At 70.7% G+C, this 14104-nt stretch carries 11 protein-coding genes; 8 read left to right on the top strand and 3 right to left on the bottom strand.

What is annotated here, in order from left to right; all coding sequences use genetic code 11:
• Nucleotides 1–6: 6 nt before the first annotated feature.
• A complete protein-coding gene (locus LXT13_RS01800) occupies nucleotides 7–870 on the bottom strand; it encodes a dienelactone hydrolase family protein (RefSeq protein WP_233369891.1) in 864 nt (287 codons plus the stop codon).
• Between the two features lie 53 nt (nucleotides 871–923).
• On the opposite strand from LXT13_RS01800, the gene LXT13_RS01795 reads away from it, so the two are divergent.
• Nucleotides 924–2417, top strand: a complete 1494-nt coding sequence (locus tag LXT13_RS01795; RefSeq protein WP_233369890.1) for a Ppx/GppA phosphatase family protein — start codon at nucleotides 924–926, stop codon at nucleotides 2415–2417.
• Between the two features lie 24 nt (nucleotides 2418–2441).
• On the opposite strand, the gene LXT13_RS01790 is transcribed toward LXT13_RS01795, so the two are convergent.
• A complete protein-coding gene (locus tag LXT13_RS01790; RefSeq protein WP_233369889.1) occupies nucleotides 2442–2903 on the bottom strand; it encodes a SixA phosphatase family protein in 462 nt (153 codons plus the stop codon).
• Nucleotides 2904–2912: 9 nt separating this feature from the next.
• A complete protein-coding gene (gene ppk1 / locus LXT13_RS01785; protein ID WP_233369888.1) occupies nucleotides 2913–4976 on the bottom strand; it encodes a polyphosphate kinase 1 in 2064 nt (687 codons plus the stop codon).
• A 78-nt stretch (nucleotides 4977–5054) separates the two neighbouring features.
• Here ppk1 and LXT13_RS01780 point away from each other — a divergent pair, with 78 nt between their 5' ends.
• From LXT13_RS01780 to LXT13_RS01750, 7 genes are all read left to right on the top strand, one after another.
• Nucleotides 5055–5930 (top strand): hypothetical protein, encoded by an 876-nt coding sequence (locus LXT13_RS01780; protein WP_233369887.1) that lies wholly within the window; start codon nucleotides 5055–5057, stop codon nucleotides 5928–5930.
• Nucleotides 5927–7654 carry a single-stranded-DNA-specific exonuclease RecJ gene (gene recJ, locus LXT13_RS01775; protein ID WP_233369886.1) on the top strand — a complete coding sequence of 576 codons (1728 nt, stop codon included), beginning with the start codon at nucleotides 5927–5929 and terminating at the stop codon, nucleotides 7652–7654. The genes LXT13_RS01780 and recJ overlap by 4 nt, the downstream gene beginning before the upstream one ends.
• Nucleotides 7655–7777: 123 nt before the next feature.
• The gene (locus LXT13_RS01770) at nucleotides 7778–9592 is read left to right on the top strand and encodes a bifunctional diguanylate cyclase/phosphodiesterase (RefSeq protein ID WP_233369885.1); all 1815 of its coding nucleotides are present in this window, start codon (nucleotides 7778–7780) and stop codon (nucleotides 9590–9592) included.
• A 52-nt stretch (nucleotides 9593–9644) separates the two neighbouring features.
• The gene (locus LXT13_RS01765; RefSeq protein WP_233369884.1) at nucleotides 9645–11561 is read left to right on the top strand and encodes a methyl-accepting chemotaxis protein; all 1917 of its coding nucleotides are present in this window, start codon (nucleotides 9645–9647) and stop codon (nucleotides 11559–11561) included.
• 45 nt (nucleotides 11562–11606) lie between these two features.
• A complete protein-coding gene (locus tag LXT13_RS01760) occupies nucleotides 11607–12470 on the top strand; it encodes a 3',5'-nucleoside bisphosphate phosphatase (protein WP_233369883.1) in 864 nt (287 codons plus the stop codon).
• Nucleotides 12471–12557: 87 nt separating this feature from the next.
• On the top strand, nucleotides 12558–12932 hold the full coding sequence (locus LXT13_RS01755) for a BlaI/MecI/CopY family transcriptional regulator (RefSeq protein WP_255719198.1): 375 nt from the start codon (nucleotides 12558–12560) through the stop codon (nucleotides 12930–12932).
• Nucleotides 12919–14076 (top strand): M56 family metallopeptidase, encoded by a 1158-nt coding sequence (locus tag LXT13_RS01750; protein ID WP_233369881.1) that lies wholly within the window; start codon nucleotides 12919–12921, stop codon nucleotides 14074–14076. The genes LXT13_RS01755 and LXT13_RS01750 overlap by 14 nt, the downstream gene beginning before the upstream one ends.
• Nucleotides 14077–14104: the final 28 nt, after the last annotated feature.

The raw sequence follows: 14104 nt of genomic DNA, 5'->3' as shown, positions 1-14104 counted from the left end.
GAGCTGTCAAGCTACCCCGTTCTTCCGGAACCAGGCCAGGCATCGGGCCCAGCCGTCCTCGGCGGCCTCCTTGCGGTAGCTGGGCCGGTAGTCCGCATGGAAGGCGTGCGGCGTGTCGGGATAGACGACGATCTCGCACCGGGTGTTGCCGGCGGCCTTCAGCGCGGCCTCCAATTGCGTCAATGTCTCCACCGGGATGCCCGTGTCGGCCGCGCCATACAGCCCCAGCACCGGCGCCTGGATGCTGGCGGCCAGGTCGATGACGGTCTTGTCGCCGGCGAAGTAGGGGCGCGCGACCGGCCCGTACCAGGCCACGCCGGCCTTGACGGCCGGGTTGTGGGCCACGTAGGACCAGGTCGTGCGCCCGCCCCAGCAGAAGCCGGTGATGCCCAGCTTCGTCACATCGCCGCCATGGGCCGCGGCCCAGGCGACGGTGGCGTCGAGGTCGCCGTTGACCTGCGTGTCCGACGCCTTGCCGACCACCTCGGCAATGAGCCTGGGGATGTCCGTGTAGGCGCCCGCGTTGCCCTGGCGCACGAACAGCTCGGGCGCGATGGCGAGATAGCCCTGCCTGGCGAGGCGGCGGCAGACGTCGGCGATGTGCTCGTGCACGCCGAAGATCTCGCTGGCCACGACGACGACCGGCAGCTTCGTCTTACCCGCCGGCTGGGCACAGTAGGCGGGCATCTGCAAATCGCCCACCGCGATGCTGACGCTGCCTGCCTCCAGGCCGGCGCCGTCGGTCGTGACCGTCTGCGCCGCCACCGGCAGAAGGGCGGCCGCGAAGCCGCTGCCCACGGTCGTCTGCACGAAGTCGCGGCGGCTGAATTCACGCCCGGCGGCGAGGCTGTCGATCTCTTCTTTCAGCATGGGGGCTCGGGTTGACGGCAATGCCACAAATTTTGCCCGGACAATCACGCGCCATGACGACGCGCCACAACGCCAGCCACCATCCCTGGGCCTCCATTGACATTGGCTCCAACAGCTTCCGGCTGGAAATCGCCCGCCTGTCCGGCGACCGCTACCAGCGCATCACCTACATCAAGGAGAGCGTGCGCCTGGGCGGCGGGCTCGACGCCCACGGCATGCTGACTGAAGCGGCCATGCAGCGCGGCCTGGACTGCCTGAAGGGGTTCGGCGAGCAGCTCGTGGGCATTCCGCCGGAGCGCATCCGCGCAGTGGCCACGCAAACGCTGCGCGAGGCCCGCAACCGCAACGCCTTCCTAGCCCGCGCGCAGGCGGTGCTGGGCCATCCGGTCGAGGTCATCTCAGGCCGCGAGGAGGCCCGGCTGATCTTCGCCGGCGTCGCGCGGCTGCAGCCGTCGGACAAGCCGCGTCTGGTCATCGACATCGGCGGCCGCTCCACCGAAATGATCCTGGGCCGCGGCCGCAAGCCGGTGCTGGCCGAATCCTTCGGCGTCGGCAGCGTGGGGCTGTCGATGCGCTTCTTCGGCGACGGCGTCTACACGGCCGAGGCCTTCCGCGCCGCGCAGGTGGCTGCCGGTGCCGAGCTGGAAGAGGCGCTGACGCAGTTCCGCCCCGAGCTGTGGCAGGAGGCGCTGGGCTCGTCGGGCACCGTGGGCGCCGTGTCGCAGATCCTCGCGGCCACCGGGCAGACGGACGGCCGCGTGACGCCCGCGGCGCTGCGCTGGTGCATCGAGCAGTGCCTGGCTGCCGGCTCGCAGGACAAGCTGCAGATGCCCGGCCTGAAGGACGACCGCCGCCCCGTCGTCGCCGGCGGGCTGTGCATCCTCTACACGTTGCTGACGCAGTTCGGCATCGACGAGCTGCTGCCCACCAAGGGCGCGCTGCGCCAGGGCGTCATCTTCGACCTGGCCGAGCGGCTGCAGCCCAGCGGCAGCCGCGACCCGCGCGCCACCTCGGTCACCGGGTTGCAGCAGCGCTTCGGCGTCGACACCGCCCAGGCCGGACGCGTCGCAACGCACGCCGAGAAGCTCTACCGCCAGCTCGTCGGCAAGCCGGCACCCGAGCTGCTGCGCGAGCTGCGCTGGGCCGCGGCTCTGCACGAGATCGGCATGCTGGTGTCTCACCACGATCACCACCGCCACAGCGCCTACCTGATCGGTCACGTGGACGCGCCGGGGTTCTCGACGAACCAGCTGCAGCGCCTGGCGTCGCTGGCACTGGGCCAGCGCGGCGGGCTGCGCAAGATGGATGCGCAGCTGGCCGACGCCAGCCTGCTGGATCAGCTCGTCGCACTGCGGCTGGCCGTCATCCTGTGCCACGCGCGCGCGCCGCTGATGGCCGGCGTCCCCAAGCTGACCCGCCAGGGCCGCCGGCTGACGCTGAACTGCCCCAAAGCCTGGTCCACCAGCCAGGCGCGCACGCGCTTCCTGCTGAAAGAAGAGGCGGAAGCCTGGCAGCGCAACGGGCTGCTGGAGCTGGTCGTCGCCTGAACGACGCTCAGCCTCCAACGCGCTTCACAGCGCGTCCGGCCCCTGCACCGCGTGCAGCGTGACCTCGGGCTCGCCGTCGCGCTGGCGCCAGCGCAGCCACCAGACCGCGCCCTTTTTCACCGCCCAGTCCTGGGCCACGCCGGCCAGCAGATGCGCGGCCAGCTGGCCCAACGTGGGCTGGTGGCCGCAGATCAGCACCGGCTCGCTGGAACGCGGCCAGCGCGCGGCCTCGATGAGGTCGGCGACGGGCGCATCCGGCGCAAGCGTAGGCACGATGCGTGATTCCCGGCCCAGCGCCTCGGCCGTCTGCCGGCAGCGCAATGCGGGGCTGACGAGCACGCGTGTCGTGGCCGGCAGGCGCTGGTTCAGCCACGCGGCCATGCGCCGCGCCTGCCGCTCGCCTTTGGGCGTCAACGCGCGCAGCAGATCGTCCTGCCCCGGCACGGCGACTTCGGCTTCAGCATGGCGCCACAGGATCAGGTCCATGGCCGCACCCTACTCCAAGAAGCGGCGCATCAGCGCCTGTTGAGCACCGACGCCCGACTCTCCGCCGATGCGGAGGGAGCGGCCGTCAGGGCCCAGCTGCCAGGCGTCCTTGGTGTCGTGCAGGTAGGGCACCAAGGCCTCGTCGATGACGCGCTGGCGCAGCTTCGGGTCGAGCACCGGCCAGGCCACCTCGATGCGGCGGAACATGTTGCGGCTCATCCAGTCGGCGCTGGACAGGTAAAGCGCCTCGCCGTCGTCGCTACCCGTCGGATGGTCGGCCCAGCGGAAGTAGCAGACGCGCGAATGCTCCAGGAAGCGGCCCACCACCGAGCGCACGACGATGTTGTCGCTGACGCCCGGCAGCCCGGGCGGCAGCATGCAGGCGCCGCGCACGATGAGATCCACCTTGGCACCGGCCTGGGCCGCACGCAGCAGCGCGTGGATCAGCTCGGCGTCAGTCAGCGCGTTGATCTTGACGACGACACGCGCCGCCTTGTAGCCGGCCAGCGCGGACGCCTCCACAAGGCCCAGCTGCTCCACCATGCGGCTGTGCATGTTGAAGGGCGCCAGCAGCATGCGGCGCGGCGCCTTGAACTTGCCGAGCGACGCGAGCTGGCGGAATACGGCGTCGGCGTCGGCCGTCAGGTCGGCGTCCGCCGTCAGCAGGCCAAGGTCGGTGTAGAGCCGCGCGGTCTTGGGGTTGTAGTTGCCCGTGGAGAGGTGGGCGTAACGGCGCAACTTGCTGCCTTCGCGGCGCATGACCAACAGCAACTTGGCATGCGTCTTGTAGCCCACGATGCCGTACACCACCTGGGCGCCGACGGCCTCCAGCCGCTCCGCCCAGTTGATGTTGGCCTCCTCGTCGAAGCGAGCCTTCAGCTCGACGACGGCCATGACCTCCTTGCCGCGCCGCGCCGCCTCGATCAGCAGGTCCATCAACTCCGACTTGGCACCGGTGCGGTAGATGGTCTGCTTGATGGCCAGCACGTCGGGGTCGTTGACGGCCTCACGCAGCAGTTGCACGACCGGCTCGAAACTTTCGAACGGGTGGTGCAGCAGCACGTCGCCCTTGCGCAACTGTTCGAAGATGGACTTGTGCCGCGGCAGCCGGCGCGCGGGCCAGGCCGGCTCATAGGGCTTGAAGCGCAGCGCTGGCGCATCGGTCAGGTCGATCAGCTCGTTGAGCCGCACCAAGTTCACCGGCCCGTTGACCCGGTACAGCGCCGCCATCGGCAGGCCGAACTGCTCCAGCAGGAATTCCGAAAGCTCGGTCGGGCAGGTGTTGACGACCTCCAGCCGCACCGCGCGACCGAAATGACGCGTCGTCAGCCCCGAACGCAGCGCATGGCGCAGGTTCGCGATCTCCTCCTCGTCCACCTCCAGGTCCGAGTCGCGCGTCACGCGGAACTGCGAGAACGCCTCCACCTTGCGGCCCGGGAACAGCTCCTCCAGGTGGGCGCGGATGACGCTGGTCAGCAGCACGAAGGCCTGGCGCCCGTCGCTGAGGTTGCCCGGCATCTTGATGACGCGCGGCAGCACCCGCGGCACCTTGACGATGGCGATGCGCGTGTCGCGGCCGAAGGCGTCCTTGCCCGACAACCGCGCGATGAAGTGCAGCGACTTGTTGGCCACCTGCGGAAAGGGATGCGCCGGGTCCAGGCCCACGGGTACCAGCAGCGGCTTGACCTCGCGCTCGAAGAACTTCGACACCCAGGCCCGCTGCGGTCCATCGCGGTCGGCATGGTTCAGGATGACGATGCGCTGCTGCATCAGCAGCGGCATGACCTGCTCGTTGAACACGTGGTACTGCTCGTCGATCAGCGTGTGCGCGGCACGACCCACGCGTTCGACGTCCTGGCCGGTGACCGGGCTCACCGGGTCGCGAGCCGCATCCAGCATGTCGGCGAAGCGCACCTCGAAGAACTCGTCCAGGTTGCTCGACACGATGCAGATGTAGCGCAGCCGCTCCAGCAGCGGCACGTCCTCGCGCTGGGCCTGAGCCAGCACGCGGCGGTTGAATTCGAGGATGGCCTGTTCGCGGTTGAGGAGCTTCAGCGGAGTCGGGTCGGTCATGATGAAAAGTGTATGAACGCTTTATGACAACCGTATTGAGACGACGAGCCACCGCCCGGGCTTCGGATAATCCCGCCCATGCATCTGATGATTCCCCATGCCGCCGCGCTCGACGAGGCCGCCCGGCATGCCTTCGCCGGCCTGGCCCTGCCCAACCTCGCGGCCCAGCTGGGCCGGCTCAGCCCCGAGCAGAGTTGGGGCGGCGACGAGTTCTCGCCCCATCCGTCCCACCACACCGCACTGGCCGCGCTGCGCGGCCAGGCCGAGCCCAGCGCCGCCGCCTGGGCCGTGGACGCCGGCCCCGAGCTCGGCTGGGCGCTGCTGACGCCGGTGCACTTGTCCGTCGGCACCGATGGCGTGGACGTGCTGCCGCCGCAGGCGCTGAACCTCTCCGAATCGGACGCCGCGCGCTTCGCCGCGCTGCTGCAGGAGCTGTGGCCCGAGGCCGAGGGCTGGCACTGGCGGCTGCTGAATGCCACACGCTGGGCGCTGGGCCATGCCAGCGCACTGGATGGCCTGCAGGCCGCCAGCATCGAGCGCGCCGCCGGCCGGCCGATCGAGCCCTGGCTGCCGGACAGCCGCGTGCTGCGCCGCTGGCAAAACGAAGCCCAGATGCTGTTGCATGACCAGGCGCTTAACGACGAACGCGAGGCGCGCGGCGATCCGGTGATCAATTCGGTGTGGATCGGCGACATCGGCCGCAGCAACGGCCGCCGGGCGGATGTCACCGTGGACGACCGCCTCACCGCTCCGCTGCTGAACGGCGACCTCGCCGGCTGGGCGGAAGGTTGGCAGCGGCTGGACGCCGGCCCTCTGGCGCAGCCGCTCGACAGCCTGACGCTGTGCGGCGAACGCTTTGCGCGGCGGTTCACGCGGCAACCGCTGTCGCTGATGGACAAGCTCAGGCGCGCATTCAAGGCGCCCGACGTGGCCGCGACGCTGGAGGCGCTGTGAAGCTGGTCGAACGAGACGTGCCGCCGCGAACCGCCTGGGCGCTGGAGCAGGCCGGCGTGGCGCCACTGCTGGCGCGGCTGCTCGCCGCCCGCGGCGTTCGCGAGGCCGGCGAACTGGACGACAGCCTGCAACAGCTGCTACCGCCATCCGGGCCCCACGGGCTCAAGGGCCTGGCCGAAGCAGCGTCGCTGCTCGCCGATGCGATCCAGCACGGCGAGCGCCTCGTCATCGTGGCCGATTACGACTGCGATGGCGCCACCGCCTGCGCCGTCATGCTTCGCGGGCTGCGGCTGCTGGGCGCCGAGCCGGCCCAGCTCGGCTATGTCGTGCCCGACCGTGCCATCCACGGCTACGGCCTCACTCCCACCATCGTCGACCTGGCGCTGGAGCAGCAGCCCCGGCTGCTCGTCACGGTGGACAACGGAATCGCCAGCCTGGCCGGCGTCGCGCACGCCCGCGCGCTGGGCCTGAAGGTGCTGGTGACCGACCACCACCTGCCGGCCCTCGTCAATGGCGTCGCCGTCGTTCCCGAGGCGGACGCCATCGTCAACCCCAACCAGCCCGACTGCTGCTTCCCGAGCAAGTCGCTGGCGGGCGTCGGCGTGGCGTTCTACGTGCTGATGGCGCTGCGCGCCGAGCTGCGCGCGCGCGGCGCCTTCGCCCAGCAGGTGCCGCGCCTCGACGGCCTGCTGGACCTCGTCGCGCTGGGCACGGTGGCCGACGTCGTCAAGCTCGATGCCAACAACCGGCGCCTCGTCGCCCAGGGGCTGCGCCGCATGCGCGCCGGCCGTGCACAGCCCGGCGTCATGGCGCTGTTCGGCGCGGCCAAGCGCGACGCCAGCAAGGCTCAGGGTTTCGATCTGGGCTTCGCGCTCGGGCCGCGCATCAATGCCGCCGGGCGCCTGGCCGACATGACACTGGGCATCGAATGCCTGACCACCGACGACCCCGAGCGCGCGCTGCAGCTGGCGACCCAGCTCGACACGATCAACCGCGAGCGCCGCGACATCGAGGCCGGCATGCGCGAGATGGCCGAGGCGCGACTGGACGCGCTGGTGGAGGCGCTGTCCGGCGCGCTGCCGCCAGCGGTGGCGCTGTTCGACGCGGACTTCCACGAGGGTGTCGTCGGCATCGTGGCGGCGCGCATCAAGGACCGCGTGCACCGGCCGACCTTCGTCTTCGCCCGCGGCGCGGACGGCCAGCTCAAGGGTTCGGGCCGCTCCATCCCGGGCTTCCACCTGCGCGACGCGCTGGACCTGGTCGCCAAACGCGAGCCCGCCCTGCTCGCCAAGTTCGGCGGCCATGCGATGGCGGCCGGCGCGACGCTGGCTTTGGACGACGTGAGCCGCTTTGCCCTCGCCTTCGCCCGTGTCGCCGAGGAATGGCTGACCGAGCAGGACCTGACCCGCATGCTGCGTCACGATGGCGCGCTGCCGGCGGACTTCGCCACGCCCGAAACGGCACGGCTGCTGGACGGCCAAGTGTGGGGCCAGGGTTTCGAGCCGCCGGTGTTCTGCGACCGCTTCGAGCTCATCTCGCAGCGGCTAGTAGGCGAGAAGCACCTGAAGCTGCGGATGCGCCACGGCGCCAAGCTCGTGGACGGCATCTGGTTCAACCATGTGGACATGCTGCCCGAGCGGGCGACGCTGGCCTACCGGCTGCAGCTCGACGAATGGCAGGGCCAGCAACGCGTGCAGTACGTCATCGAAGCCGCCCAGGCGTGACGGATTTGGCAGGGTGGCCGGGCCCAGCGGCCGGGTCACCCGAGTGTCACAAGGTGTTTCAAGAATCCGTGTCGGCAGCGGCTGTTGATGTTTTTCAGCCGGGTGCCAGCCGGAGCCCTCCAGATGCGCGACCTCGCGCCCGATCCCCTTTCCGACGCGCTGGACCGACTCATCGAGCAGCGCAGCTTTGACCTCCATTTCCAGCCCCTCGTGGCGATTGACCGGGCCGAAATCTACGGCTTCGAGGCGCTGACCCGGGCGCCGGCCGATGGGCCGTTGCATTCGCCACTCGTTCTGTTCGACACCGCGGCCCGGCTGGGCCGACTCGTCGAACTGGAACACCTGATCGTGCAGCGGGCGATCCAGCGCTTCAAGGCGCTGGGGCTGCCAGGCCAGCTGTTCATGAACGTGACGGCCGACACCTTGCTCGGCGCCCGCGAGCATGTGGGCCTGCTCGCCACCGCGCTGGCCCAGGTAGGGCTGCCGACGTCGCGCGTCGTCATCGAGCTGACGGAGACGCGGCCCGTCGAGGACATGGCGCAACTCGACGATGCGCTGCAGGCGCTGCGCGAGCGGGGCTTCCGCGTGGCGCTGGACGACCTGGGCGAAGGCTTCGCGTCGCTGCGCCGCTGGATGCAGATGCGGCCTGACTTCGTCAAGATCGACCGCCATTTCATCGACGGCATCGCCCAGGAGCCGCTGAAGCAGCAGTTTGTGCGCAGCATCGTCGAGATGGCCGCCACCAGCGGTTGCGAGGTCGTCGCCGAAGGCCTGGAGCAGGAGCCAGACCTGGAGGTGCTGCGCCGCCTGGGTCTGTGCATCTGCCAGGGCTACCTGTTCGCCCGGCCGAGTGCCACGCCCCGGGCGTCGCTCAGCGCACGGTGGAGCGGGCGGCTGGCCGCCGACGCGCAGCCCCGGCTGCTGCAGAACGACCTCGCACTGCCGCTCGAACAGGGCGCCATCACAAGCGCGGCACAACTGGCGCGCCGCGGGCCCACGGCCACGCCGGCCGTCACCTGCCGCGCCATCGTCGACCTGTTCCATGGCGACGACCAGCTGCTCGCCATCCCCGTGCTGGACGACCAGCAGCGCCCCATCGGCGTGCTGCGATCGCTGCACGTCCTCAAGCGCAGCACGGAGCGCTACTTCATGGACATCTTCGACAAGCGCAGCTGCGTGGAGCTGATGGACCGCCACCCGCTGGTCTTTGACGTCGCCACGCCGCTGCGCGCGATGAGCGACGCAATGTCCAACCTCGACGAGCGGCTGCTGATCGACGGCTTCATCGTCACGCGCGACGGCGCCTACTTCGGCTCGGGGCGCAGCTCCGACCTGCTGAAGGCCGTATCCGACCTGCAGGTGCATGCCGCGCGTTACGCCAACCCGCTCACACTCTTGCCCGGCAACGTGCCCATCGACCATCACCTCGACCGCCTCATCGAGGCCGGCGAGACCTTCGCCGCGGTCGTCTGGGACATTGATCACTTCAAGCCCTTCAACGATGTCTACGGCTACCGCGTCGGTGACGACATCATCCGCCTCGCCGCCCGCGTGCTGACGCAGTCGGCCGACCCGCAGCTGGACTTCGTCGGCCACATCGGCGGCGACGACTTCGTCATGGTGCTGTGCAGCGCCGACTGGGAGGCGCGGCTGGCGCGCGTCTGCGAGGCCTTCGACACCGGCGTGCGCAGCTTCTTCTCCACGGAGCACCTGGCCGCCGGCGGCTACGTGACGCTGAACCGCCAGAACCAGCCCAGCTTCCATCCATTGCCCACGCTGTCCGCCGGCGCCGTGCTGCACATGCCCGGCAGCCATGACAGCGCCCGAGCGTTGAGCGCCGCCCTGGCCGAGCCCAAGCGGGTCGTCAAGGGCCGGGCCGGCGGCAGCCGCTACTTCGTCGACCGCCGCACGCCACAGCGCAAGCTGCTGGCGGCGTAAAGCCGGTGGTTCCCTTTCTGCGGCAGCACGCCGCGGCTCACCCCTGCCCGACATGAACGCACTGCACTTCACCCAACACTGGAGCCTGCGCACGCGGCTCACCCTCGTGGCCTGTCTGTCGCTGCTGCTGGGCCTGGTGCCCAGCCTGATGCTATTGCGCGGCTACGCCGCCGAACTCGACACCGCGCGCCGCCAGCAGCAGGCGCTGCCCGCCGTGCGCGCCTGGCAGGCCGTGTTGGCACGGCTGCAGGAGCAACGCGTGCTGGGCGCCGAGGCCCTGTCCACGCGGCCCGACGCACGCCCGCAGGCGCAGGCCGCGGCCGACGCGGTGCAGTCGTCGCTGAAGGCACTGGACGTCGCGCTGGACGACGGCATCGCCCCGGCCCTGGCCGCCGCTCAACACAAGCGTGTGGCGGCCTTGCGCCTGCAGCACGCCGCGCTGCAGCAGGCTCTGGCCCGGGGTCCGTTGGACCCGCCACGGTTGATGACGGCGCAGAACGCGCTAGCGGAGGCCGCGTTCGAGGCCAACACCGAACTCAACGGCGGCTCGGGCCTGTTGCTGGACGCCGAGGCACCCTCGCACTTCGCCATCGAGGCCGGCCTGCAATCCGCGCCGCGCGTGCAGGACGCGCTATCCGAACTGGCCGCGCTGGCCCGCGCGGCGGCGGTGGACGACCTGACGCGCATGTCCGCCGCCCACAGCCGCTATGTCGAGCATGTCGGCCAGATGCAGCAGCGGCTGACGCTGGCGCTGCAGGCCGGCGACGCGAGCCTGAACGAGCGCCTGGGGCCCTTGCTGGACACCGCCCGGCGCCAGCGCCAGGACGTGGACGCGACGCTGGAAGCCGCGGCCATGGACATCAACTACCCGCTGGACCAGCTCGCCCGCCACCTGAGCGATGCCGGCGCCGTGCAGGCACGACTCAGCGCCCAGGTCATGGAGGTGCTGGCGGCGGACCTCGACGCCCGCGCCGAGCGCGCCGCCCACCGCCGCAATACGCTGCTGCTGGTGCTGCCGGCGGCGCTGGGCTTGATGCTGGTGCTGATGGTCTATGCCATGCGCCAAGTGCTGGGGCCGGTGCGCCAGATGGTGGAGGTGACCGAGCGCATCGCCCGCGGCGACCTGAGCCAGCCCGTGCCGCAAGGCCGGCGCGACGAGCTGGGCCGCGTGCTGACGGCGCTGCAGACCATGCAGCAGCGCCTGCGCGGCCTGGTCGAGCGCATCCAGCAGGACGCCGGGGGCATCCGGCAGGCAGTGCAGGAGATTGCGGCCGGCAACCAGGACCTCGCCCAACGCACCGAAGAAGCCGCCGCCCGGCTGCAGCAGACCGCGTCGCACGTGCAGTCACTGACCGAGTCCGTGCGCCACAGCGGCGAAGCCGCCCATGGCGCCGAGGCGCTGGCCGGCTCGGCGGCGGAAGTCGCCGCCGATGGCGGGCGCGTCGTTGCCGATGTGGTGGGCAGCATGCAGGGCATGGCCGAGTCCAGCCGCCGCATCGCCGACATCACCGGCCTCATCGACGGCATCGCCTTCCAGACCAACATCCTCGCGTTGAACGCTGCCGTGGAGGCCGCCCGGGCCGGCGATGCCGGCCGCGGCTTTGCCGTCGTCGCCGCCGAGGTGCGGGCGCTGGCCCAGCGCAGCGCTACGGCCGCCCGGGAGATCAAGTCGCTGATCCAGCAGTCTGTCGAGCGGGTCGAAGCCGGCACGACACAGGCCGCGACGGCCGGCAGCGCCGTGGACGCCATCCTCGGCAAGGTGCGCGAGATGAGCGCGCTGGTCCGCCAGATGGCCGAGCAGACGCGGTCCGAGGCCCACCAGGCCAGTGAGGTGGGCGACGCAGTGCGCGCCATCGACACGATGACTCAGCAGAACGCTGCTCTCGTCGAGGAGGCGGCCGCCTCGGCCGACAGCCTGCGCCAGCAGGCAGAAGGAATGGACGAGACGGTGAACGCCTTCCGGCTGTGACCCTGCACCGGCAGGGTCGGGGCGGCGCCTGCCAAAATCAGGGCTGTGAACCTCGATGCCGCGCTCAACGCCGACCTGCACTGCCACTCCGTCGTCTCGGACGGCACGCTGACGCCCGAGCTGCTGGCCGAGCGGGCCCGCGCCGGTGGCGTGCGGCTGTGGTCGCTGACCGACCATGACGAGATCGGCGGCCAGGCACGCGCCATCGCGGCCGCCCGCGCCAACGGCCTGGCCTACTTGACCGGCACGGAGATCTCCGTGACGTTCGCCGGCCGTGTCGTCCACATCGTGGGGTTGGGCTTCGACCATGAATCGCCGGAGATGACGGCCGGCCTGCGCGCCACCCGCGGCGGCCGCGAGGCGCGCGCCCGCGAGATGGCCGCAAGCCTCGCGGCGGCTGGCATCACCGGCGCTTTCGAGGGCGCGCTGAAGTACGTCAGCAACCCCGACCTGATCTCGCGCACCCATTTCGCGCGCTTCCTCGTCGACGCCGGCCACTGCGCCGACGTGCCGGATGTCTTCCGCCGCTACCTGACAGAGGGCAAGCCAGGCTTCGTCGCGCACAAGTGGGCAGCACTGAAGGACGCCGTCGGCTGGATCACGCGCGCCGGCGGCATCGCCGTCATTGCCCATCCGGGCCGCTACGACTTCACGCCCACCGAGGAGTACGCGCTGATCACCGAGTTCATCGGCCACGGCGGGCGTGGCATCGAGGTAGTGACGGGCAGCCACACGCCTTCGGAGTTCGTGAAATACGCGGACACCGCGCTGGAGTTCGGCCTGCTGGCCTCGCGCGGGTCCGACTTCCACTGCCCCGAGGAAAGCCGCGTCGACCTCGGCACGCTGCCGCCGCTGCCCGGTCGGCTGACGCCCGTCTGGGCGGCGCTGGCCGAGCGCATCCACCACTGAGCCTCCTCGCCCAGCGCCGCGGGTTTCCCTGTACTGGACAGTTCGACAACAAGCGTTGACATTACCGTCAACAACTTGTTGTCGATCATGAGCAGCATCTCAGACGCCGAATCCCAGATCATGCGTGCCCTTTGGGCCCACCACCCGCTCAGCGCCGAGGACATCCTGGCCGCGCTGCCGGCCGATGCCGGCTGGCAGCTCGGCACGGTGAAGACCTTGCTCAATCGCCTGCTGAACAAGGGCGCCTTGCAGGCCCAGCGCGACGGGCGGCGTTACCTCTACGAGCCCCGCGTGGCGCGCGAGGAGTGGGAGCAGGGCGAATCGCTGAGCCTGCTGGACCGCGTGTTCGGCGGCCGGCTCTCGCCGCTGGTGGCGCACTTCTCCGCCCAGCGCAAGCTGAGCGCCGAAGATGCCGAAGCGCTGCGCCTCCTGCTGCAGGCGCATGATGATGATGCTGCCTGACGCGCTGCTCGACGCCCTCTGGCGCGCCCACGCCGGCCTGACGCTGGGTCTGCTGGCCGTGGCGCTGCTGCGCCGCCCCTGGCGCCGGCTGGCCGGGGCGCAGGCCGCCTGCGCGCTGTGGCTCCTACCGCCCTGGCTGGCGCTGGCCACCCTGCTGCCCGCGGCGGGCCTGCCGGCACTGACGCTGCCGCCCGTGTCCATCGCGGCGCCCTCCGGGCTCGCTGCGCTGTCGCTGCCCCCGGGCGACTGGCGGGCGCTAGCTGAAGCGCTGTGGGCGGCCGGCATGCTGGTGGTGATCGTCCTGCATGGCCTGACCCACCACCGCTACCGCCGCCGGCTGCAATCGCGCGGCGCCGCCGGCTGGCTGGCCCCGGCCGGCGATTCGCCCGGCCTGCTGGGCGCCTGGCGGCCGCGCCTGGTGCTGCCGGCAGATTTCGCGCAACGCTTTGCCGCAGATGAACGACGCTGGATCGTTGCTCACGAGGCCACCCACGCCCGCCGGCTAGACAACGCCGCGCGCCTGGCGGCTGCCGCCCTGGCCAGCCTGGCCTGGTTCAACCCGCTGGCCTGGTGGGCGCTCCACGCGCTGCGGCAGGATCAGGAACTCGCCTGCGATGCCACGGTGATGCAGCGCTTCCCCGGCAGTTGGCGCCGCTACGGCCTGGCCTTGCTCAAGCTCGACGGGGCCACCGGCCTCCCGCCCACTGCCGCGGCCTGGCAGGCTCACCACCCCCTGAAGGAGAGGATCATGTGGCTCAAGAACAATGCGGCGCCCCGCGCCGGCACCCGCCAAGCGGCCCGAGCGATGCTGGCGCTCGGCGCCCTGCTGGGCCTGGTCGCCATGCAGACGATCAGCTCGGCGGCCGACGCCGCGCCTCCGGCGCGCAAGCTCAAGGCCTATGAGGCCTGCACCAAGATGCCACGGCCGGAGTTGCCGGTGGAGGTGGCAACGGGCGAGTACCTCCTCGACGTGACCTTCACGATCGATTCAGACGGCCGCCCAGACACATTGCGCATCCAGGGCGATCGTCAGAACATCGCGCCCCTCGTTGCAGCGATAGAGCGCTCCGTTCGCGCCTACGAATGCAAACCCGCACTGGCCGGCACGGAGGTCCAGCAAGAGTTCAAGTTCAAGATCGACTGAAGCACACCGCGCCTGCGGCCGCACAATG

This window comes from Pelomonas cellulosilytica, assembly GCF_021353265.1.
Lineage (GTDB): Bacteria > Pseudomonadota > Gammaproteobacteria > Burkholderiales > Burkholderiaceae_C > Pelomonas > Pelomonas cellulosilytica.
The sequence above is the reverse complement of the archived record's forward strand: the minus strand, read 5'-3'. Positions and strand labels throughout refer to the sequence as shown.

Bases quoted from the DNA above. Each gene is read 5' to 3' on its own strand.
- LXT13_RS01800 (WP_233369891.1), bottom strand. From the start codon at position 870: ATGCTGAAAGAAGAGATCGACAGCCTCGCCGCCGGGCGTGAATTCAGC.
- LXT13_RS01795 (WP_233369890.1), top strand. From the start codon at position 924: ATGACGACGCGCCACAACGCCAGCCACCATCCCTGGGCCTCCATTGAC.
- LXT13_RS01790 (WP_233369889.1), bottom strand. From the start codon at position 2,903: ATGGACCTGATCCTGTGGCGCCATGCTGAAGCCGAAGTCGCCGTGCCG.
- ppk1 (WP_233369888.1), bottom strand. From the start codon at position 4,976: ATGACCGACCCGACTCCGCTGAAGCTCCTCAACCGCGAACAGGCCATC.
- LXT13_RS01780 (WP_233369887.1), top strand. From the start codon at position 5,055: ATGCATCTGATGATTCCCCATGCCGCCGCGCTCGACGAGGCCGCCCGG.
- LXT13_RS01770 (WP_233369885.1), top strand. From the start codon at position 7,778: ATGCGCGACCTCGCGCCCGATCCCCTTTCCGACGCGCTGGACCGACTC.
- LXT13_RS01765 (WP_233369884.1), top strand. From the start codon at position 9,645: ATGAACGCACTGCACTTCACCCAACACTGGAGCCTGCGCACGCGGCTC.
- LXT13_RS01755 (WP_255719198.1), top strand. From the start codon at position 12,558: ATGAGCAGCATCTCAGACGCCGAATCCCAGATCATGCGTGCCCTTTGG.
- LXT13_RS01750 (WP_233369881.1), top strand. From the start codon at position 12,919: ATGATGCTGCCTGACGCGCTGCTCGACGCCCTCTGGCGCGCCCACGCC.